This is a genomic window from Pseudomonas sp. ACM7, assembly GCF_004136015.1.
Taxonomy (GTDB): Bacteria; Pseudomonadota; Gammaproteobacteria; order Pseudomonadales; family Pseudomonadaceae; genus Aquipseudomonas; species Aquipseudomonas frigoris.
The window spans coordinates 4,849,336-4,869,698 of record NZ_CP024866.1; the positions used below are offsets into that span (position 1 = coordinate 4,849,336).

Below are 20,363 nucleotides of genomic sequence, written 5' to 3' on the forward strand. Positions count from 1 at the left end.
GATTTTAAAGGTTAGAGCACCGAAGCCGTTTCCGGCAGTTTCGGCTGGCGATACAGGTCCAGCAGCACCTGATCCAGCACCGACGACGCGCCAAACGGTGCCTTGTCGTTGAGGATCGCCACTACCGCCCAGGTATTGCCGTTGATGTCACGGCTGAAACCGGCAATTGCCCGCACCGTATTCAGGGTGCCGGTCTTGATGTGCGCTTCACCGCGCATCGCCGTGGTCTTCAGGCGTTTGCGCATGGTGCCGTCGGTGCCGGCAATCGGCATCGAGCTGATGAACTCGGCTGAATACGGGCTTTTCCAGGCCGCTTGCAGCATGCCGGCCATTTCACGCGCACTCACCCGTTCGGCACGGGACAGGCCGGAACCGTTTTCCATCACCAGGTGCGGCGCGGTGATGCCTTTCTTCGCCAGCCACTGACGCACCACACGCTGTGCAGCCTTGGCATCGTCACCGTCGGCTTCGGTGCGGAACTGCGCGCCCAGGCTCAGGAACAGCTGCTGGGCCATGGTGTTATTACTGTATTTGTTGATGTCGCGGATGATTTCCGCCAGGTCTGGCGAAAAGGCCCGAGCCAGGACCTTGGCATCTTTAGGTGTTGGCGCCAGACGGTCCACGCCCTGAATGCTGCCGCCCAGTTCTTTCCAGATCGCTCGCACGGCGCCTGCGGTGTAGGTCGCGTGGTCGAGCAGCGACAGGTAAGTCTGGGAGCTGCAACCCTCGCCCAACTGGCCGCCGACCGTCACGGTCACGCTGCCATCGGCCTGGGTCACCGGGTTGTAACGCACGCCACCGGTGCATTGCTTGGAGTTGACGGCTTTGACCTGGTTTTCGATGCGAATGGTGGCAATCGGCGGTTCCACCGACACCAGCACCCGGCCGTTGTCGTTACGCGCCACAAAGCGCAAGGCCTTGAGGTTGACCATCAGCGCGTCAGGTTTGACCAGGAACGGCTTGTTATCGTCATTGCCGTCGTCGTTGAACTGCGGCAATTGCGGTTGTACGAAGAAATTGCGGTCCAGCACCAGGTCGCCGGTGATTTGCGTCACACCGTTGGCGCGCAGGTCACGCATCAGCAACCAGAGCTTTTCCATGTTCAGCTTCGGATCGCCGCCACCCTTGAGGTAGAGGTTACCGTTGAGGATGCCGCCGCTGAGGGTGCCGTCGGTGTAGAACTCGGTTTTCCACTGGTGGTTCGGGCCGAGCATTTCCAGCGCCGCGTATGTGGTGACCAGTTTCATGGTCGAGGCCGGATTGACGGAGACGTCAGCGTTGAAAATCGTCGGGGTGCCAGGGCCGTTGAGCGGGATCATCACCAGCGACAGGGCGTTGTCCTGCATCTTGCTGGCCTTGAGGGCTTTTTCAACGTTTGGCGACAGCGCGGTGTTGATCGGGGCGGCGGAAACAGAGAAGGCCAGAGGGAGCAGAAAACCGGCCAGTAACAATGGACGCAAAGATTTGATCATGTGAAATAAAACCCTACAGCCGAGGGGAAAAAGACGAGGGCATGAAGATAAATTCCCTCAGTGGTCATAAAAGTGTCGGCATTATGCCCCAAGGTGTAGCGGCTTGTGCCGTACCCTGGTCCTCTAATTCGCTATTTTTTTACCGACGGTAGGGCCTGCAACCCAGAGAGACGGGCAATCGGCGCCTTAAACTGCTAAAGTGCCGCCCGTTATTACTTATGAGGATTGTTCCAATGGCGACTAACCGTTCCCAGCGTCTGCGCAAAAAACTGTGCGTCGATGAATTTCAAGAGCTGGGTTTCGAACTGAACCTGGATTTCAAAGAAGATTTGGCTGATGAAGCCATTGATGCTTTCCTCGACGCGTTCCTGAAAGAAGCCATGGAAGCCAACGGTCTGGGTTATGTTGGCGGCGACGACTTCGGTCTGGTTTGCCTGCAGAAGCGTGGCTCGGTGTCCGAAGAGCAGCGTGCCGCTGTTGAAGCCTGGCTCAAAGGCCGCAGCGAACTGACTGAAGCAACCGTCAGCCCGCTGATCGACGTCTGGTACCCGGAAAAGCCGATCAATCCGGTAGCTTAATGTTGTAAAAAACGGCGACCCAAAGGTCGCCGTTTTTTTTGTGAAGATCAAAGGATCGCAGCCTCGTTTCACTCGACAGCTCCTACAGGATGAACGCAATCGATGCGGGAGCTGTGTAGGAGCTGTCGAGTGAAACGAGGCTGCGATCTTTTGCTTTTCAGGCTTTACGCCAGTTCAGAATCACCAGCGTCAACACCCCCGCCACAATCCCCCAGAACGCCGAACCGATGGAAAACAGTGTCAACCCCGACGCCGTGACCATAAAGGTAATCAGCGCCGCTTCACGCTCCTTCACTTCGCTCATGGCGATGCTCAAGCCATTGATGATCGAGCCGAACAACGCCAGTGCCGCAATCGACAGCACCAACTCTTTCGGCAGCGCGGCAAACAGCGCCGCCAGTGTTGCGCCGAACACCCCGGCAATCCCGTAGAAAATCCCGCACCAGACGGCCGCCGTGTAGCGCTTGTTGCGATCCTCATGGGCATGCGGCCCGGTGCAAATCGCTGCGCTGATGGCTGCCAGGTTGATCCCGTGGGAACCGAACGGCGCCAGCAGCAACGAAGCGATGCCGGTGGTGGTGATCAGCGGCGAGGCCGGCACGGTGTAACCGTCGGCGCGCAGCACTGCGATGCCGGGCATGTTCTGCGAGGTCATCGCCACGACAAACAGCGGGATGCCGATGCTGATGGTCGCAGCCAGGGAGAAGTGCGGCGTGGTCCAGACCGGCGTCGCTACTTCCAGGTGGAAACCGCTGAAATCCAGCAGGCCCATGAACCCGGATAGCGCCGTCCCGATCAACAGCGCGGCCAGTACGGCATAACGCGGCGACAGACGTTTGACCACCAGATAAGTGAAGAACATGCCCAATACCAGCGCGGTGCGATGCTGCGCGGCGACGAAGATTTCGCTGCCGATCTTGAACAGAATCCCCGCCAACAGCGCCGCTGCCAATGAAGCCGGAATCTTTTTCACCAGCCGCTCAAAGCTGCCGGTCAAACCACAAATCGTCACCAGCACCGCGCAGGTAATGTAGGCGCCAATGGCTTCGCCGTAGGTCACACCGCCCAGACTGGTGATCAGCAACGCCGCGCCGGGGGTCGACCAGGCAATGGTGATCGGCGTGCGGTAACGCAAAGACAGGCCAATCGAACACACCGCCATGCCAATCGAGATCGCCCAGATCCACGACGATATCTGCCCGCTGGTCAGACCCGCCGCTTGCCCGGCCTGAAACATCAGGACCAGCGAGCTGGTGTAACCGGTCATCATCGCGATGAAGCCGGCGACGATCGCAGAAGGCGACGTATCGGCAAAAGGGCGGAGCTGCGTGTGCGTGACGTCGTTCATGACAGCGGTGTTCCTTGTTCTGATGAAGATGTCCGAAACGCCGCTGAACCCTGTGGGAGCGGGCTTGCTCGCGAAGGCGGTGTGTCAGTCAAAGCAGATGTCGACTGATACACCGCCTTCGCGAGCAAGCCCGCTCCCACAGGGCGGCGGATTCTGCGTTCAAGCCTAAACTCAAAAGTAACCAGTCGTTGCAATACAGCGGAAGTGACAAACAGCCGTACAGTCGTGTTGCCACCCTCCATTGTGTACAATCGCAGTGTTTTTTACGCGATACTTGCCAGCGACCCGCTGTGCCGTATTACAGTCACGGTCAATTCGCCGCAGTTCTTCCGACTCGAGTGCCCATGAACGAACAGTTGCAACCCCTAAAGAAACAACCGCGAGCAGGCAAAGCCGGCCGCAGCGGTACCCAGGACGATATTGTCTATGCGCATATCTTCGAGGCCATCCTCGAACAGCGTCTGGCGCCCGGTACCAAGTTGAGCGAAGAAGCGCTGGGGGAAATTTTCGGGGTCAGTCGCACCATCATTCGCCGCGCGCTGTCGCGCCTGGCCCATGAAGGCGTCGTGCTGCTGCGGCCGAACCGTGGCGCTGTCGTCGCCAGCCCGAGTGTCGAAGAGGCTCGCCAGGTGTTCATGGCCCGGCGTCTGGTGGAGCGCGCGATCACTGAATTGGCGGTGCAGCACGCCACTGCCGAGCAGATTGCCGAGTTGCGCCAGATGGTCAACGACGAGCGCGACAGCTTCTCCCGTGGCGATCGCGGCGCCGGTATTCGTCTGTCGGGCGAGTTCCACTTGAAACTGGCTGAAGCGGCGAAAAATGCGCCGCTGATCAGCTTCCAGCGCAGCCTGGTGTCCCAGACTTCGTTGATCATTGCCCAGTATGAAAGCGGCAATCGCTCCCACTGTTCCTACGACGAGCACACCCAGCTGATCGACGCCATCGAAGCGCGCAACGCTGAGCTGGCGGTGGACCTGATGATGCATCACATGGATCACATCGACAGCAAACTCAACCTCGACGAGGAAAGCGCGTCGGATGATTTGCATGCGGTGTTCTCGCATTTGTTGCAGACCAAGAAACCAGGGCGGCCAGCGGTCAAGCTCTGATTGTTGGTTGTTGGTTGTTGGTTGTTGAAAAGTTCGCAGCCTCGTTTCACTCGACAGCTCCTACAGGGGTACGTTTTCCAATGTAGGAGCTGTCGAGTGAAACGAGGCTGCGATCTTTTGATCTTCTGACAGGCAACAAAAATCCCCCGGGGCTGTAGAGCTGCGGGGGATTTTTTTGTGCCCGGAAGAACCTAGCGCTGATGCACCTGATTCCCCGCCGCATACGTCTGCAACACCGTCCGGTCATCCCCCAGCGTCATCAATACAAACAACGTCTCGGCAATGTTATTGGCCTGCTTCAAGCGATAGCTGAGCAGCGGTGTGGCGTTGTAGTCCAGCACCAGGAAGTCCGCATCTGTGCCCGGTTGCAGGGTGCCGATCTTGTCTTCCAGACGCAGCGCGCGAGCGCCACCGAGGGTGGCCAGGTACAGCGATTTGAACGGGCTCAACCGTGCGCCTTGCATCTGCATGACCTTGTACGCTTCGTTCAAGGTTTGCAGCAGTGAGAAACTGGTGCCGCCACCAACGTCCGTACCGAGGCCGACATTCAACTTGTGCTTCTCGGCCATCGGCAGGTTGAACAAACCGCTGCCGAGGAAGAAGTTCGACGTCGGGCAGAAGGCGATCGCCGAGCCGGTTTCTGCCAGTCGCGCGCATTCGTCGTCGCACAGGTGCACGCCATGGGCGAATACCGAGCGCTCGCCGAGCAGCTTGTAATGGTCGTAGACGTCCAGGTAACCCTTGCGCTCCGGGAACAGCGCCTTGACCCACTCGACTTCCTTGAGGTTTTCGCTGATGTGGGTCTGCATGTACACGTCAGGAAATTCGCTGAGCAACTGACCCGCGAGAGTCAGCTGTTCCGGGGTGCTGGTCGGGGCAAAGCGCGGGGTGACCGCGTAGTGCAGGCGACCCTTGCCGTGCCAGCGCTCGATCAGCGCCTTGCTTTCGACGTAGCTGGATTCGGCGGTGTCGGTCAGGTAGTCCGGCGCGTTGCGGTCCATCATCACCTTGCCGGCGATCATCCGCAGGTCCAGCTGTTCGGCGGCTTCGAAGAATGAGTTCACTGATTGCGGGTGCACGCTGCCGAACACCAGCGCGGTGGTGGTGCCGTTGCGCAGCAGTTCCTTGATGAAAATGCCCGCGACTTCGTCAGCGTGAGCCTTGTCGGCGAACTGGCTTTCGCACGGGAAGGTGTAGGTGTTGAGCCAGTCCAGCAGCTGCTCGCCGTAGGCGCCGACCATGCCGGTTTGCGGCAAGTGAATGTGGGTGTCGATGAAGCCTGGAGTGATCAGCGCGTCCTGATAATGGGTGATCTCGATGTCGGCCGGCAGTGTCGGCAGCAAGTCGCTGGCGTGACCAAGGGCGCTGATCTGGCCGTTATCGACCACCAGCAGGCCATCTTCGAAATACTCGTAAGAGGCTTCGATACCGACTTCGGCAGGATCGGCGATGCTGTGCAGAATGGCGGCGCGGTAGGCTTTGCGAGTCAGAGGCATAAAATTTCTCAATTCGTGGCTTGGCTGCGGCGTGAAGCAGGCAGCAGTTTGGCGATCGATGATCCGGCGCTGGCGGTGTGCTGGCCGAAATTGGCGTTATAGGTGGCGATGATTTCGCCGGCGATGGAAATGGCGATTTCCACAGGCAACTTGCCTTTGACTTCGCCGATACCCATCGGGCAGCGCATGCGTTGCAGCACGGCGCTGTCGAAACCACGATCACGCAAGCGGTGTTCGAATTTCACCCGTTTGGTCTTCGAACCGATCAGGCCGAAGTAGGCGAAGTCGTTGCGTTTGAGGATCGCTGCGGTGAGTTCGAGGTCGAGCTGGTGATTGTGGGTCATGACGATGCAGTAGCTGCCGGCGGGCAGGTCATCGATTTCGTCCACCGGTTCTTCGGCGACGATTTTACGGACGCCGTGGGGGATCTGTTCCGGGAATTCTGCTTCCCGCGAATCGATCCAGCGCACCCGGCAGGGCAGGCTGGCGAGCAGCGGCACCAGCGCCCGACCGACATGGCCGGCACCGAACACGGCAATCTGCGCCTGGACCTGGCCCATCGGTTCGAACAGCAACACCGTCACGCCGCCGCAGCACTGGCCCAGGCTGGCGCCGAGGCTGAAGCGCTCCAGGTGCGTGTCCTGCTTGCCGCTGGCCAGCATCTCGCGGCCGATTTGCATGGCCTTGTATTCCAGATGCCCGCCACCGATGGTGTCGAAGGTCTGGCTGGCGCTGATGACCATCTTCGAGCCGGCGTTACGCGGCGTCGAGCCGAGCTCTTCGATGATGGTGACCAACACGCAGGGTTCACCCTGGGATTGCAGGTCGGCGAGGGCGTCGATCCAGTTGTACATGTTTCACCTCGACATCTGTGTTGTCTGTTCGGCCGCCTTCGCGAGCAAGCCCGCTCCCACATTTTGAATGCATTTCAATGTGGGAGCGGGCTTGCTCGCGAAGGCCGCGCCTCGGTCTAAAGCGAAGCCAGCTCGGTTTCAGCTTCCACGGCTTTCGCCACCTTCAACTGGCGCATCTGCTCACAGCCCCACAACACCCGCTCCGGGGTCGCCGGTGCGTCGATTTTCGGTTGATGCTTGTAGTCGCCAAGGCTCGCCACGGCGTCCTTGATCGCACACCACGACGCGATGCCGAGCATGAACGGCGGCTCGCCCACGGCCTTGGAGTGGAACACCGTGTCTTCCGGATTTTTACGGTTTTCCACCAGCTTCACCCGCAGGTCCAGCGGCATGTCCGCCACCGCCGGGATCTTGTAGCTGGCCGGGCCGTTGGTCATCAGTTTGCCTTTGTTGTTCCACACCAGTTCTTCCATGGTCAGCCACCCCATGCCCTGAATGAAACCACCCTCGACCTGACCGATGTCGATCGCCGGGTTCAGTGAGTCGCCGACGTCGTGGAGGATGTCGGTGCGCAGCATTTTGTACTCGCCGGTCAGGGTGTCGATGATCACCTCGCAGCACGCTGCGCCGAAGGCGTAGTAATAGAACGGCCGACCACGTGCCTGGCTACGGTCGTAGAAGATTTTCGGGGTCTTGTAGAACCCGGTGCTCGACAGCGAAACCTGAGCGAAATACGCCTGTTGGATCAGCGATTCAAACGTCAGGATATGATCGCGAACCCGCACGTGTCCGTTGTGGAATTCCACGTCCTCTTCGCTGACCTTGTACTGCCGCGCGGCGAATTCAACCAAGCGCTTCTTGATAATCTCAGCTGCGTTCTGTGCGGCTTTACCGTTCAGGTCGGCACCGCTGGAAGCGGCGGTCGGCGAGGTGTTCGGCACCTTGTCAGTGTTGGTCGCGGTGATCTGCACGCGGTCCATTTCCACCTGAAACACTTCAGCCACGACCTGCGCGACTTTGGTGTTCAGGCCCTGGCCCATTTCGGTGCCGCCATGGTTCAGGTGGATGCTGCCGTCGGTGTAGATATGGATCAGCGCACCGGCCTGGTTGAGGAAGCTGGCAGTGAAGGAAATCCCGAATTTCACCGGGGTCAACGCCAGGCCTTTTTTCAGGATCGGGCTGTTGGCGTTGTAGCGCCGAATCGCTTCGCGGCGCTCGGCGTACTGGCTGCTTTCTTCGAGTTCGGCGGTCATTTCCTCGAGCATGTTGTGCTCGACGGTCTGGTAGTAATGGGTGACGTTGCGCTCGGTCTTGCCGTAGTAGTTAGCCTTGCGCACCGCCAGCGGATCGAGGGCCAGATGGCGGGCAATCGCGTCCATGACTTCTTCAATGGCGACCATGCCTTGCGGGCCACCGAAACCACGGTAAGCGGTGTTCGACGCGGTGTTGGTCTTGCAGCGGTGACCGTTGATGGTCGCGTCACCCAGGTAGTACGAGTTGTCGGCGTGGAACATTGCGCGGTCGACAATCGACGCTGACAGGTCCGGCGAGCATCCGCAGTTACCGGCCAGTTCCAGGGCGATGCCGTGCAGCCGACCGGTGCTGTCGAAGCCCACGTCGTATTCGACGTAGAACGGGTGACGCTTGCCGGTCATCAGCATGTCTTCGACGCGCGGCAGGCGCATTTTGGTCGGCTGGCCGGTGAGGTGCGCGATCACTGCGCACAGGCACGCCGGGCTCGCGGCCTGGGTTTCCTTGCCGCCGAAACCACCGCCCATGCGGCGCATGTCGACCACGATTTTGTTCATCGACACATCGAGCACTTCGGCGACGAGCTTCTGCACTTCGGTGGGGTTCTGCGTCGAGCAGTAGACGATCATCCCGCCATCTTCAGTCGGCATCACCGAAGAGATTTGGGTTTCTAGATAGAAGTGTTCCTGGCCGCCGATGTGCAACGTGCCCTGGATACGATGCTCGGCGGTTGCCAAGGCGCCGGCCGAATCGCCGCGTTGGTGAGTGTGGCTGTCGAGCACAAAGTGGCGTTTGCGAAGGGCTTCGACCACGTCCAGCACCGGCTCCAGATCTTCGTATTCGATGATCGCGGCCATGGCGGCTTTGCGTGCGGTTTCCAGATCTTTCGCAGCGACGGCGAGCACCGGTTGGCCGACGAATTGCACGTCGTCGATGGCCAGCAGCGGGTCACCCGGCAGCAATGGGCCGATGTCTTTCAGACCCGGCACGTCTTCGTGCGTAATGGCGATGCGTACGCCTTCGAAGGCGTAACAAGGCTTGGTATCGATGCTGATGATTTTCGCGTGGGCGCGGTCCGACAGCCGGGCGTAAACGTGCAACTGGTTCGGAAATTCCAGGCGGTCATCGATGTACTGCGCTTCACCGGACACGTGCTTGGTGGCGCTGTCGTGCTTGACGCTGCGGCCGACACCGGTGGTCAGGTCCTTGGCGAACAGTTCAGCCAGTTCGGCCTGGGTCTTCTCTACGGCGTGATGATTAGACATAAGCGGTCACCCGAGTCTCGATGTGCGGTGTTTGCAGTTCGATGAAGTATTTACGCAGCAGGTTTTGCGCGCTGAGCAGGCGGTATTCCTTGCTGGCGCGGAAGTCCGAGAGCGGCGTGAAATCTTCGGCCAGCGCAGCGCAGGCACGTTCGACGGTGTCGTTGTTCCAGGTGGCGCCGAGCAATACGGCTTCGCAGCTTTTGGCACGTTTTGGTGTAGCAGCCATGCCACCGAAGGCGACGCGGGCGTCGGCGATCACGCCGTTGTCGATGCGCAGGTTGAACGCGGCGCAGACGGCGGAAATGTCATCGTCCAGACGCTTGGAGACTTTGTAGGCGCGGAACAGTTGTTCGGCGCTGGCACGCGGCACGATGATCTTTTCGATGAACTCGCTTTCCTGACGCGCGGTGACCCGGTAATCGATGAAGTAATCTTCCAGCAACAGGGTGCGGCGGGTTTCGCCTTTGCACAAAACGATCTGCGCGCCGAGTGCAATCAGCAGGGGCGGGGAGTCACCGATCGGCGAAGCGTTGCCGATGTTGCCGCCGAGGGTGCCCTGGTTGCGGATCTGCAGGGAAGCAAAGCGTTGCAGCAATTCGCCGAAGTCCGGGTACTCGGCTTTCAAGGCCTCATAGCAATCGGAGAGGGCGGTCGCGGCGCCGATTTCCAGGCGATCGTCGAAACGCTCGATGCGCTTCATTTCGGCGACATTGCCGACGTAGATCATTACCGGCAGGGTGCGGTGGAACTGGGTGACTTCCAGCGCCAGATCCGTGCCGCCGGCCAACAGGCGGGCTTGTGGATAAGCATCGTAAAGGTCAGCCAGATCGGCGACGGTCAGCGGCACCAGGCAGCGTTTGTCGCCGCTGTTGAGTTCGCCGATGTCGGTAGGGGCAATGGCCTTCAGGCGAGCGATGGTGTCGGCTTCACGGGCGTCGAACTGGTCCGTTTGCTTGCCGCAGCAGGATTGTTCGGCGGCAGCCAGAATCGGCCTATAGCCGGTGCAGCGGCAGAGATTGCCGGCCAGCGCTTCGTGAGCTTTGTGAGCATCCGGTTGATCGCTGTTCTTTTGCAGCGCAAACAGCGACATCACGAAGCCCGGTGTGCAAAAACCGCATTGCGACCCGTGGCACTCAACCATGGCTTTCTGCACGCTGTGCAGCTCGCCTTGGTGCTTGAGGTCTTCGACACTGATCAGTTGTTTGCCATGCAGTGACGAAACGAACGTCAGGCACGAGTTGAGGCTGCGATAGCGAATGTGTTCGCGGCCATCGTCATCCGTTTGCAGCTCGCCGACCACCACGGTGCAGGCGCCGCAGTCACCGCTGGCGCAGCCTTCTTTGGTGCCGGGTTTGCCCACATGGTCGCGCAGATAATTGAGCACGGTCAGGTTTGGGTCCAGGGCGTGCTCGCTACGGAGTTCCTGGTTAAGTAAAAACTGGATCACGGAAGGCCTCGCAGACTCATTATTGTTGTTAACCGACTTGAACCGAATTTATCAGGTCTGACTTTGCGGTCAATGATTTTCTGACTTAAAGGTCAGGAAATGGCATTTTGTCGATCAACGACTCGTTCCTTCATTATTGACCCTCACGGGATAGTCTGCTTTTTGCTTGAATCGTGCCAAAAACCGCCGAGTGGGCACTCCGCCATGACCCTTCATGTGCGCTACACTGCGCCGCTTGTGCAGATCGAAGAGTTTGAAGGACAACCATGACGTTCAAGGCGCCGGACAGCCTCGCCGAGCAAATTGCTCACCACCTCGCCGAGCGCATCATTCGTGGCGAAATGAAGCCCGGGGAGCGCATCCAGGAACAGAAGGTCACGCTGGCCCTCAATGTCAGCCGCGGTTCGGTCCGTGAAGCCTTGCTGATCCTCGAGCGCCGCCACTTGATCGCGATCCTGCCGCGACGCGGCGCCCACGTGACCGAGCTCACGGTTCACAAGGTCCAGAGCCTGTGCACGCTGATGAGCGAGCTTTACATCCTGCTGGGCAATGCAGTGGCCAGCGGCTGGCAAGTCCAGGCCGACATGGCGCCGTTCGTGCAAATCCAGCAGCGTCTGACCGCCAGCTACGAGCGCCAGGACATTCGCACCTTTGTCGACGACAGCTTCAGTGTGATGCGAGCCGCGTATCCGTTCGCCAACAACCCGTACTTGCAGGAAACCGTCGAGAATCTGCAACCGGCCATGAGCCGCGCGTATTTCCTCGCCCTGGAACAGCGCAAGGCCTCGATGAGCGAGTTCCTCGAACTGTTCGAACGCTTGCTCGCCGCCGTGCTGGCCCGTGATTTACCGCAGATCCGCATCGTGCTGACGGCGTATGCCCAGCGCAGCTGCGATCTGGTGGTTTCCGCCCTGACGGACGCTTAAGCGTGCGGCTAAAGTGCATCAAGCTGGCGGGGTTCAAATCCTTCGTCGACCCGACCACGGTGAACTTCCCCAGTAACATGGCGGCGGTGGTCGGGCCCAATGGTTGCGGCAAGTCGAACATCATCGACGCCGTGCGCTGGGTGATGGGCGAGAGTTCGGCCAAGAACCTGCGCGGCGAGTCGATGACCGACGTCATCTTCAACGGCTCGACCAGCCGTAAACCGGTGAGCCAGGCGAGCATCGAGCTGGTGTTCGATAACTCCGACGGCACCCTGCTCGGCGAATACGCGGCCTACGCGGAAATTTCCATTCGCCGCAAAGTGACCCGCGACAGCCAGACCACCTACTACCTCAACGGCACCAAGTGCCGCCGTCGCGATATCACCGACATCTTTCTGGGTACAGGCCTGGGCCCGCGCAGCTACTCGATTATCGAGCAGGGGATGATCTCCAAGCTGATCGAGTCAAAGCCCGAAGACCTGCGTAACTTCATTGAAGAAGCGGCGGGCATCTCCAAGTACAAGGAGCGCCGGCGCGAGACCGAAAACCGCATTCGCCGCACCCACGAAAACCTGGCCCGCCTGACCGACCTGCGCGAAGAGCTCGAGCGTCAGCTTGAACGCTTGTACCGCCAGGCCGAGGCCGCCAAGAAGTATCAGGAATACAAGGGCGAGGAGCGTCAGCTCAAGGCCCAACTGTCGGCCCTGCGCTGGCAGGCGTTGAACGACCAGGTTGGTCAGCGCGAAGCGATCATCGGCAATCAGGAAGTCACCTTCGAAGCGCTGGTGGCCGAGCAGCGCAATGCCGATGCGGCTATCGAACGCTTGCGTGACGGGCACCACGACCTGTCCGAACGCTTCAATCTGGTGCAGGGGCGCTTCTATTCGGTCGGCGGCGACATCGCCCGGGTCGAGCAGAGTATCCAGCACGGTCAGCAGCGTTTGCGCCAATTGCAGGACGACCTGAAAGAAGCCGAGCGCGCGCGACTGGAAACCGAGTCTCACTTGGGCCACGACCGCACCTTGCTGCTCACCCTCGGCGAAGAGCTCGACATGCTCACCCCCGAGCAGGAAGTCACCAGCGCCGCCGCCGAAGAAGCTGCCGCCGCGCTGGAAGAATCCGAAACCACCATGCACGCCTGGCAAGAGCAATGGGACACCTTCAACCTGACGGCCGCCGAGCCGCGTCGCCAATCCGAAGTTCAGCAGTCACGGATCCAGCAGCTGGAAACCAGCATGGAGCGCCTGGCCGATCGCCAGAAGCGTCTCGGTGAAGAGCGCGCCTTGCTCTCGGCGGACCCGGAAGACGCGGCGATCATGGAACTCAGTGAGCAATTGGCTGCGAGTGAAGCGACGCTGGAAGATTTGCAGGCCAGCGAAGAAGCCCAGGTCGAACGCCTTGAGCAACTGCGTCAGGAATTGCAATTAGCGCTGCAAAATCAGCAGCAGGCTCAGGGCGATTTGCAGCGTCTGAACGGTCGCCTCGCCTCCCTTGAAGCCTTGCAACAAGCCGCACTCGATCCGGGCACCGGCACCGCTGAATGGCTGCGCGAACAACATTTGGCGGACCGTCCGCGTTTGGCCGAAGGCTTGAAAGTTGAAGCCGGTTGGGAGCTGGCGGTGGAAACCGTGCTCGGCGCCGACCTGCAAGCGGTGCTGGTAGATGACTTCGGCGATTTCGATCTGGCCGGTTTTGCCCAAGGCGATTTGCGCTTGCTCAGCCCGGCCACTGATGGCGTGCGCGTGCCCGGCAGCTTGCTCGATAAAGTTGAAGCGCAGATCGATCTGGCGCCATGGTTGGGGCAGGTTAAACCGGTCGACAGCCTCGAACAGGCGTTGGCCCTGCGCAACCAATTGACCGCCGGCCAGAGCCTGATCAGCCGCGATGGTTACTGGGTCGGTCGACACTTTCTGCGTGTGCGCCGGGCCAGCGAAGCAGAGAGCGGTGTGCTCGCCCGTGGTCAGGAAATCCAGCGTCTGGGCCTTGAGCGCGAAGAGCGCGAAGCCACGGTCGAAACCCTGGAAACCCAGCTTCAGAATCTCAGGGCGCAACAGCGTCAGCAGGAAAACGGTCGCGAACATCTGCGCCGTCTGCTGCAAGACGAAGCCCGTCAGCAAGGTGAGTTGAAAGCCCAGTTGTCTGCCGGCAAAGCCAAGGCCGAACAACTGACCTTGCGCCGTACACGCCTGGACGAAGAACTCACCGAGTTGGCTGAGCAGCGCGCTCTGGAACACGAAAACATCGGCGAAGCGCGCCTGCAATTGCAGGAAGCCCTCGACAGCATGGCGCTGGACACCGAGCAGCGCGAGTTGCTGCTGGCTCAGCGCGACAGCTTGCGCGAGCGACTTGATCGGGTGCGGCAGGAAGCCCGGCAGCACAAGGATCACGCGCATCAACTGGCGGTGCGTCTGGGTTCGCTCAAGGCACAACACGACTCGACGCGTCAGGCGCTGGAACGTCTGGAAATGCAGTCCGAACGCCTGACCGAGAAGCGCGAACAGCTCAGCCTCAATCTGGATGAGGGCGAGGCGCCACTTGAAGAGTTGCGCCTCAAACTCGAAGAGTTGCTCGACAAGCGCATGACCGTCGACGAAGAACTCAAGACTGCGCAGATCGCTCTGGAAGACGCTGACCGTGAATTGCGTGATGCGGAAAAACGTCGCAACCAGGCCGAGCAGCAATCGCAATTGATTCGCGGCCAGATGGAAACCCAGCGCATGGAATGGCAAGCCCTGACCGTGCGCCGCAAGGCGCTCGAAGATCAGTTGCTGGAAGACGGCTACGACCTTCATGGCGTACTCGCCACGCTGGTGGCCGAGGCCAACGAGAAGGACGCCGAAGAAGAACTCGAACGCATTGCTGCGCGCATTCAGCGTCTCGGTGCGATCAACCTGGCGGCCATCGACGAATACCAGCAACAATCCGAGCGTAAACGTTATCTGGATGCGCAGAACGACGATCTGGTGGAAGCGCTGGATACGCTCGAGAACGTGATTCGCAAGATCGACAAGGAAACCCGAAACCGCTTCAAAGATACCTTTGATCAGATCAATGGTGGTTTACAGGCCCTTTTCCCAAAAGTTTTCGGTGGAGGACGCGCCTATTTGGAACTGACGGGCGAAGATCTACTCGATACAGGGGTAACGATCATGGCGCAGCCGCCAGGAAAGAAGAACAGCACCATCCATTTGCTCTCCGGTGGCGAAAAAGCCCTGACCGCCTTGGCTCTGGTTTTTGCCATCTTCAAGTTGAATCCGGCGCCGTTCTGCATGCTCGATGAAGTTGACGCGCCATTGGATGACGCTAACGTTGGACGCTACGCACGGCTGGTCAAAGAGATGTCGCAGACGGTGCAGTTCATCTATATCACCCACAACAAGATCGCCATGGAAATGGCCGAGCAACTGATGGGGGTGACGATGCACGAGCCGGGTTGTTCGCGTCTGGTGGCAGTGGATGTAGAGGAGGCGATGGCGATGGTGGATGCCTGAGTCGGCGCTTGTAGGAGAGGTATTTTTGAGTTGTAGGACTTATTTACCTGCCCTGACTTGCTGGCCAATCGACATATTCGCGCAAGCCGTTGTGACAGACGGTGTAAAGTTGCCTTTGGTCGTGCTAGTTTAATGTCAATTTTTCGTATACGTGGGCAAAACGCCTGTCAGAACATAGAGTTGGCGCCACGTTTTAAAGCGGTTTACGAGTTGTAAACCTCTTATTTTTCAGCATTTTTTATAGAGGCACGGGATTACATGGAAATCGGTCTGCGCGAGTGGCTGATCGTCATCGGCATTATTGTCATTGCCGGTATTCTTTTCGATGGCTGGCGTCGCATGCGCGGCGGCAAGGGGAAATTGAAATTTCGTCTCGACCGAAGTTTGTCCAACTTGCCGGACGAGGACACCAGCGCCGAGCTGTTGGGCCCGCCCCGCGTGCTGGATACGCATAAAGAACCGCAACTGGACGAGCACGATCTGCCGTCGGTGAGCATGCCTGCCCGTGAACCGCGTGAGTCGGGTTCCAAGCGCGGCAAGCGTGGCCATGGCGAGCCTTCCCAGGGCGACATGAACCTCAGCCTGGACCTGGACGGTGGCCCGAGCTTCAGCAGCCGTGACGACGATTTCCCGGATGACACCAAGGCTTCGAGTTCGGCCAGCGACAAGGAACAACCGCAAGCCGAAGAAGTGCTGGTGATCAGCGTGATCTGCCGCGACGTCGCCGGCTTCAAAGGCCCGGCGCTGTTGCAGAACATTCTGGAAAGCGGTCTGCGTTTCGGCGAGATGGACATCTTCCACCGCCACGAAAGCATGGCCGGCAACGGCGAAGTCCTGTTCTCGATGGCCAATGCGGTCAAGCCAGGTGTCTTCGATCTGGACGACATCGACCACTTCAGCACACCGGCAGTGAGCTTCTTCCTCGGCCTGCCAGGCCCGCGTCATCCGAAGCAAGCCTTCGATGTGATGGTGGCCGCGGCGCGCAAACTGTCCCAGGAGCTGAACGGCGAACTGAAAGACGACCAGCGCAGCGTGCTGACTGCCCAGACGATTGAGCATTACCGTCAGCGCATCGTTGAATTCGAACGTCGCGCCCTGACCCAGAAGCGCTAAGGTCAAAAGATCGCAGCCTCGTTTCACTCGACAGCTCCTACAGGGGTCGCGATTTTCTGTAGGAGCTGTCGAGTGAAACGAGGCTGCGATCTCTTGACCCTGATGATATGAGATTGAGCAGCCTCGGCTGCTCTTTTGCTTTATGAGAGAACACCCATGACCGCCGTCAAAAACCGCATTCTAGAGCTGCGCGCTGAGCTGGATCAGCACAACTATCGCTACCACGTGCTGGACGAACCGAGCATTCCGGACGCCGAATACGATCGGTTGTTCCACGAGCTCAAAGCCCTCGAAGCGGCCAATCCCGAACTGATCACCAGCGACTCGCCAACCCAGCGCGTCGGCAGTGCGGCGCTGTCGGCGTTCACTCAGGTGCGTCACGAAGTACCGATGCTCAGCCTCGGCAACGCCTTCGAAGAAACCGACATGCGCGAGTTCGATCGCCGGGTAACTGAAGGCCTCGACTTGCCGGCTGGCGACTTGTTTGGCGGCGGTGCGGCGGTGGAATACAGCTGCGAACCCAAACTCGATGGCCTGGCGGTCAGCTTGCTGTATCAGGACGGCGTGCTGGTGCGCGGCGCGACTCGCGGCGATGGCACCACCGGCGAAGACATCAGCGTCAACGTCCGTACCGTGCGCAACATTCCGCTCAAGCTGCACGGTACCGGCTGGCCGGCGACCCTGGAAGTGCGCGGCGAAGTGTTCATGTCCAAAGCCGGTTTCGAACGCCTCAACGCCACGCAGCTGGAAGTCGGCGGCAAGACCTTCGCTAACCCGCGCAACGCGGCGGCCGGCAGCTTGCGCCAGCTCGATTCGAAGATCACCGCCAACCGTCCGTTGGAATTTTGCTGCTACGGCATCGGCCAGATTTCGGCCGATATTGCTGATACGCACATTGGCAATCTCAAGCAGCTCAAGGCTTGGGGCATGCCGATCAGTCATGAGTTGAAACTGGCTCACGGCATCGTTGAATGCCTGGATTACTACCGCGACATCGGTGAGCGCCGCAATGCGCTGCCCTACGAAATCGACGGCGTGGTGTTCAAGGTCAACAGCATCGCCTCTCAGCGTGAGCTGGGCTTCCGTGCTCGTGAACCGCGCTGGGCGATCGCGCACAAATTCCCGGCGATGGAAGAACTCACTGAATTGCTTGATGTGGAATTCCAGGTCGGTCGTACCGGTGCGGTGACGCCGGTGGCGCGCTTGAAGCCGGTCAAGGTGGCCGGCGTGACCGTGGCCAACGCGACGTTGCACAACATGGACGAAGTGGCGCGTCTGGGCCTGATGATCGGCGACACGGTGATCATCCGTCGCGCCGGCGATGTCATTCCGCAGGTGGTGCAAGTGGTCATCGAGCGCCGTCCGGACAGCGCACGGCCAGTACAGATTCCTGAGAAGTGCCCGGTCTGTGGCTCTCATGTGGAGCGCACGCAACTGGTTAAACGCAGCAAAGGTCGCGAGACCGTCAGCGAAGGCGCGGTGTACCGCTGCGTCGGTCGACTGGCCTGCGGTGCGCAACTCAAGCAGGCGATCATTCACTTCGTCTCCCGTCGCGCCATGGACATCGAAGGCCTGGGCGAGAAGAGCGTCGAGCAATTGGTGGATGAAGGCCTGGTGAATTCGCCGGCCGATCTGTACGCCCTGACGTTTGAGCAAATCGTCGATCTGGAAGGCTTTGCCGAGCTGTCGAGCAAGAACCTGCTCGGCGCCATCGAAGACAGCAAGCAGCCGAGCCTGGCACGCTTCATCTACGCCCTCGGGATTCCCGATGTCGGCGAAGAGACGGCCAAAGTGCTGGCGCGTTCTCTCGGCTCGCTGGAGCGGGTTCAGCAGGCGTTGCCGCAAGTGCTCACGTACTTGCCGGATGTCGGCCTGGAAGTGGCTCATGAGATTCACAGCTTCTTTGAAGATGCGCATAACCAGCAGGTGATCAAGGATCTGCTCAAGCACGGTATGCAGATTCAGGATCAGGGCGAGCTGGGTGCCGAGTTTGCTGCCAGCACCACGTTGGGTGGTTTCCTTGACAAGTTGCACATCCCTTCGGTGGGGCCGGGAGGGGCGCAGAAACTGGCGGACAAGTTTGGTTCGCTTGAAGGGGTTTTCAGCGCCGACTGGCTGGATATGCGTCAGGCGCTGCCGGAGAAACAGGCCACTTCAGTTCGCGAGTTCTTTGCGGTTGCGCAGCATCGTCAAATTGCTGAAGCCGCCGAGAAACAGCTGCGTGAATTCGGCATGCACTGGCAGAGCGAGAAGAAAGTCGTTGAAGGATTGCCGCTGGCTGGGCAGACCTGGGTGCTGACCGGTTCTCTGGAGTTGATGAGCCGCGACATCGCCAAGGACAAACTTGAAAGCCTCGGTGCCAAGGTGGCGGGCTCGGTATCGGCCAAGACCCATTGTGTGGTCGCTGGACCGGGTGCAGGTTCCAAGTTGACGAAGGCTAATGAGTTGGGATTGAAGGTTCTGGATGAAGAGGCGTTTGTCGACTTCCTGAGTAAGCACGATATTTCGGTGTGATGCCATTCGCGAGCAAGCCCGCTCCCACATTCGACCGCATTCCCTTGGGAGAACCGGGTTAAATGTGGGAGCGGGCTTGCTCGCGAAGGCGATAGTTGCCGTTGCGCTAAAAGCAGGAACGATCTTCGCGCAGGGATGATCTAGTCTTGGCAAGCCCCAGGGAGAGATCGTCATGTACCGCTTCTTCGAACAGCTCAGTTCACGCATCGCCGCGCCCTTCATCGGCGAAAGCTCGCGCAACAGCAAGGTCTGGCAGTGCCGCTGCGGGCAGTCGCTGTTTTTTCGCAACAGCCAGTGCCTGGCGTGTTCGGCGGCGTTGGGTTATCAACCGGAGGAGAGTCGCCTATCGTCGCTGCAGCCCGGCATGCAGGCTGATACCTGGTTACTCGACGCCGATCCCGAAGCCGGTGTCTTGCGCCGCTGCGCCAACCTCGATTCCCCGGCCGCGTGCAATTGGCTGCTGCCCGCCAATGACCATGATGCGTTATGCATCGCCTGTAGCCTGAACCACACCATCCCCGACCTGTCGATTGCCGAAAACCACGAACGCTGGCGCAAGGTCGAAATGGCCAAGCGGCGTCTGGTCGCACAGTTGGTCAGCCTGGGTTTGCAGGTGATTCCCAAAACCGTGGACGAAGAGACGGGGCTGGCTTTCGATTTCATTGGTGTCGACCTCGAAGGCAAACCGCCAACCACCGGTCACTCTAACGGTCTGATCACCCTCGATATCAAAGAAGCCGACGACGCCCATCGCGAGCAGATTCGGGTGCAAATGCACGAACCTTATCGCACGCTGCTCGGGCATTTTCGGCATGAAGTCGGGCATTACTACTGGGATCGGTTAATCGCCAACGGCCATTGGCTGGAACCGTTCCGCGGCCTGTTCGGCGACGAACGCGCCAACTACACCGACGCTCTCGAACGGCATTACCAGCAAGGCGCACCGCTTGACTGGCAGCAACATTACGTCAGCGCCTACGCGACCATGCATCCGTGGGAGGATTGGGCCGAAACCTGGGCTCACTACCTGCACATGATGGATGCGGTGGATACGGCGTTGGGGTTCGGAATGAGTGCCAGGGAGATGGACTTCGACTATCAGCCGTTTCCCCCAAGCAGCCTCTACGATCCACAGCATCCCGGTGGCGCGGCCTTCCTGTCGTTCGTCAATGCGTGGATCGAACTGGCCGGCATGCTGAATGAACTGTCACGCAGCATGGGGCAGCCGGATTTCTATCCGTTCGTCCTGCCGCCGGCAGTGATCGCCAAGCTGCACTTCATCCACCTGGTGATCCAGCAGGAGGGCGGCCGGGCGGATGAGGTGTTGCGAGACCTGTAGCCGCCTGCGTCCGCTTGTAGCAGCTGTCGAGCCTGCGAGGCTGCGTTCGGCTGCGAAGCAGTCGTGAAATCAGGCAACGCGGTTTGTCAGGTAAGCCGCGTGCGACGGGTTTACGACTGCTGCGCAGCAGAACGCAGGCTTCGCCAGCTGCTACAGGTCG

The 20,363-nt window shown here is 59.7% G+C and carries 13 protein-coding genes; 7 read left to right on the top strand and 6 right to left on the bottom strand.

All coding sequences use genetic code 11. The features are described 5' to 3' along the window. Positions 1–11: 11 nt before the first annotated feature. The gene (dacB, locus tag CUN63_RS23060) at positions 12–1,472 is read right to left on the bottom strand and encodes a D-alanyl-D-alanine carboxypeptidase/D-alanyl-D-alanine-endopeptidase (RefSeq protein ID WP_008146279.1); all 1,461 of its coding nucleotides are present in this window, start codon (positions 1,470–1,472) and stop codon (positions 12–14) included. A gap of 233 nt (positions 1,473–1,705) precedes the next feature. Between dacB and CUN63_RS23065 the strand changes: the two genes are divergently transcribed. Beyond that, entirely contained in the window at positions 1,706–2,050 is a 345-nt protein-coding gene (locus tag CUN63_RS23065) for a YggL family protein (RefSeq protein ID WP_007896965.1), read from the top strand. A gap of 157 nt (positions 2,051–2,207) precedes the next feature. On the opposite strand, the gene CUN63_RS23070 is transcribed toward CUN63_RS23065, so the two are convergent. Continuing rightward, on the bottom strand, positions 2,208–3,398 hold the full coding sequence (locus tag CUN63_RS23070) for a benzoate/H(+) symporter BenE family transporter (protein ID WP_129442825.1): 1,191 nt from the start codon (positions 3,396–3,398) through the stop codon (positions 2,208–2,210). Between the two features lie 344 nt (positions 3,399–3,742). Here CUN63_RS23070 and CUN63_RS23080 point away from each other — a divergent pair, with 344 nt between their 5' ends. After that, the gene (locus CUN63_RS23080) at positions 3,743–4,507 is read left to right on the top strand and encodes a GntR family transcriptional regulator (protein ID WP_129442830.1); all 765 of its coding nucleotides are present in this window, start codon (positions 3,743–3,745) and stop codon (positions 4,505–4,507) included. 191 nt (positions 4,508–4,698) lie between these two features. Here the strand turns inward: CUN63_RS23080 and guaD are convergent, their stop codons facing one another. From guaD to xdhA, 4 genes are all read right to left on the bottom strand, one after another. Further along, complete coding sequence (guaD, locus tag CUN63_RS23085) at positions 4,699–6,003, bottom strand: guanine deaminase (protein ID WP_129442833.1); 1,305 nt, start codon at positions 6,001–6,003, stop codon at positions 4,699–4,701. A gap of 8 nt (positions 6,004–6,011) precedes the next feature. Continuing rightward, a complete protein-coding gene (gene xdhC / locus CUN63_RS23090; RefSeq protein WP_129442835.1) occupies positions 6,012–6,857 on the bottom strand; it encodes a xanthine dehydrogenase accessory protein XdhC in 846 nt (281 codons plus the stop codon). Positions 6,858–6,973: 116 nt separating this feature from the next. After that, positions 6,974–9,373 (bottom strand): xanthine dehydrogenase molybdopterin binding subunit, encoded by a 2,400-nt coding sequence (gene xdhB, locus CUN63_RS23095; protein ID WP_129442837.1) that lies wholly within the window; start codon positions 9,371–9,373, stop codon positions 6,974–6,976. Beyond that, the gene (xdhA, locus tag CUN63_RS23100) at positions 9,366–10,820 is read right to left on the bottom strand and encodes a xanthine dehydrogenase small subunit (RefSeq protein WP_129442839.1); all 1,455 of its coding nucleotides are present in this window, start codon (positions 10,818–10,820) and stop codon (positions 9,366–9,368) included. The genes xdhB and xdhA overlap by 8 nt, the downstream gene beginning before the upstream one ends. A 266-nt stretch (positions 10,821–11,086) precedes the next feature. Here xdhA and CUN63_RS23105 point away from each other — a divergent pair, with 266 nt between their 5' ends. The 5 genes from CUN63_RS23105 (at position 11,087) to CUN63_RS23125 (ending at position 20,203) form a co-directional block, all read left to right on the top strand. Next, the gene (locus CUN63_RS23105) at positions 11,087–11,746 is read left to right on the top strand and encodes a GntR family transcriptional regulator (protein WP_129442841.1); all 660 of its coding nucleotides are present in this window, start codon (positions 11,087–11,089) and stop codon (positions 11,744–11,746) included. Between the two features lie 2 nt (positions 11,747–11,748). Next, positions 11,749–15,237, top strand: coding sequence for a chromosome segregation protein SMC (gene smc / locus CUN63_RS23110; RefSeq protein WP_129442843.1), 3,489 nt, complete (start codon positions 11,749–11,751; stop codon positions 15,235–15,237). A gap of 258 nt (positions 15,238–15,495) precedes the next feature. Next, positions 15,496–16,350, top strand: coding sequence for a cell division protein ZipA (gene zipA, locus CUN63_RS23115; protein WP_129442845.1), 855 nt, complete (start codon positions 15,496–15,498; stop codon positions 16,348–16,350). Positions 16,351–16,506: 156 nt separating this feature from the next. Continuing rightward, positions 16,507–18,864 (top strand): NAD-dependent DNA ligase LigA, encoded by a 2,358-nt coding sequence (gene ligA, locus CUN63_RS23120; protein WP_129442847.1) that lies wholly within the window; start codon positions 16,507–16,509, stop codon positions 18,862–18,864. Between the two features lie 172 nt (positions 18,865–19,036). Continuing rightward, positions 19,037–20,203 (top strand): putative zinc-binding metallopeptidase, encoded by a 1,167-nt coding sequence (locus CUN63_RS23125; protein WP_129442849.1) that lies wholly within the window; start codon positions 19,037–19,039, stop codon positions 20,201–20,203. Positions 20,204–20,363 lie beyond the last annotated feature (160 nt).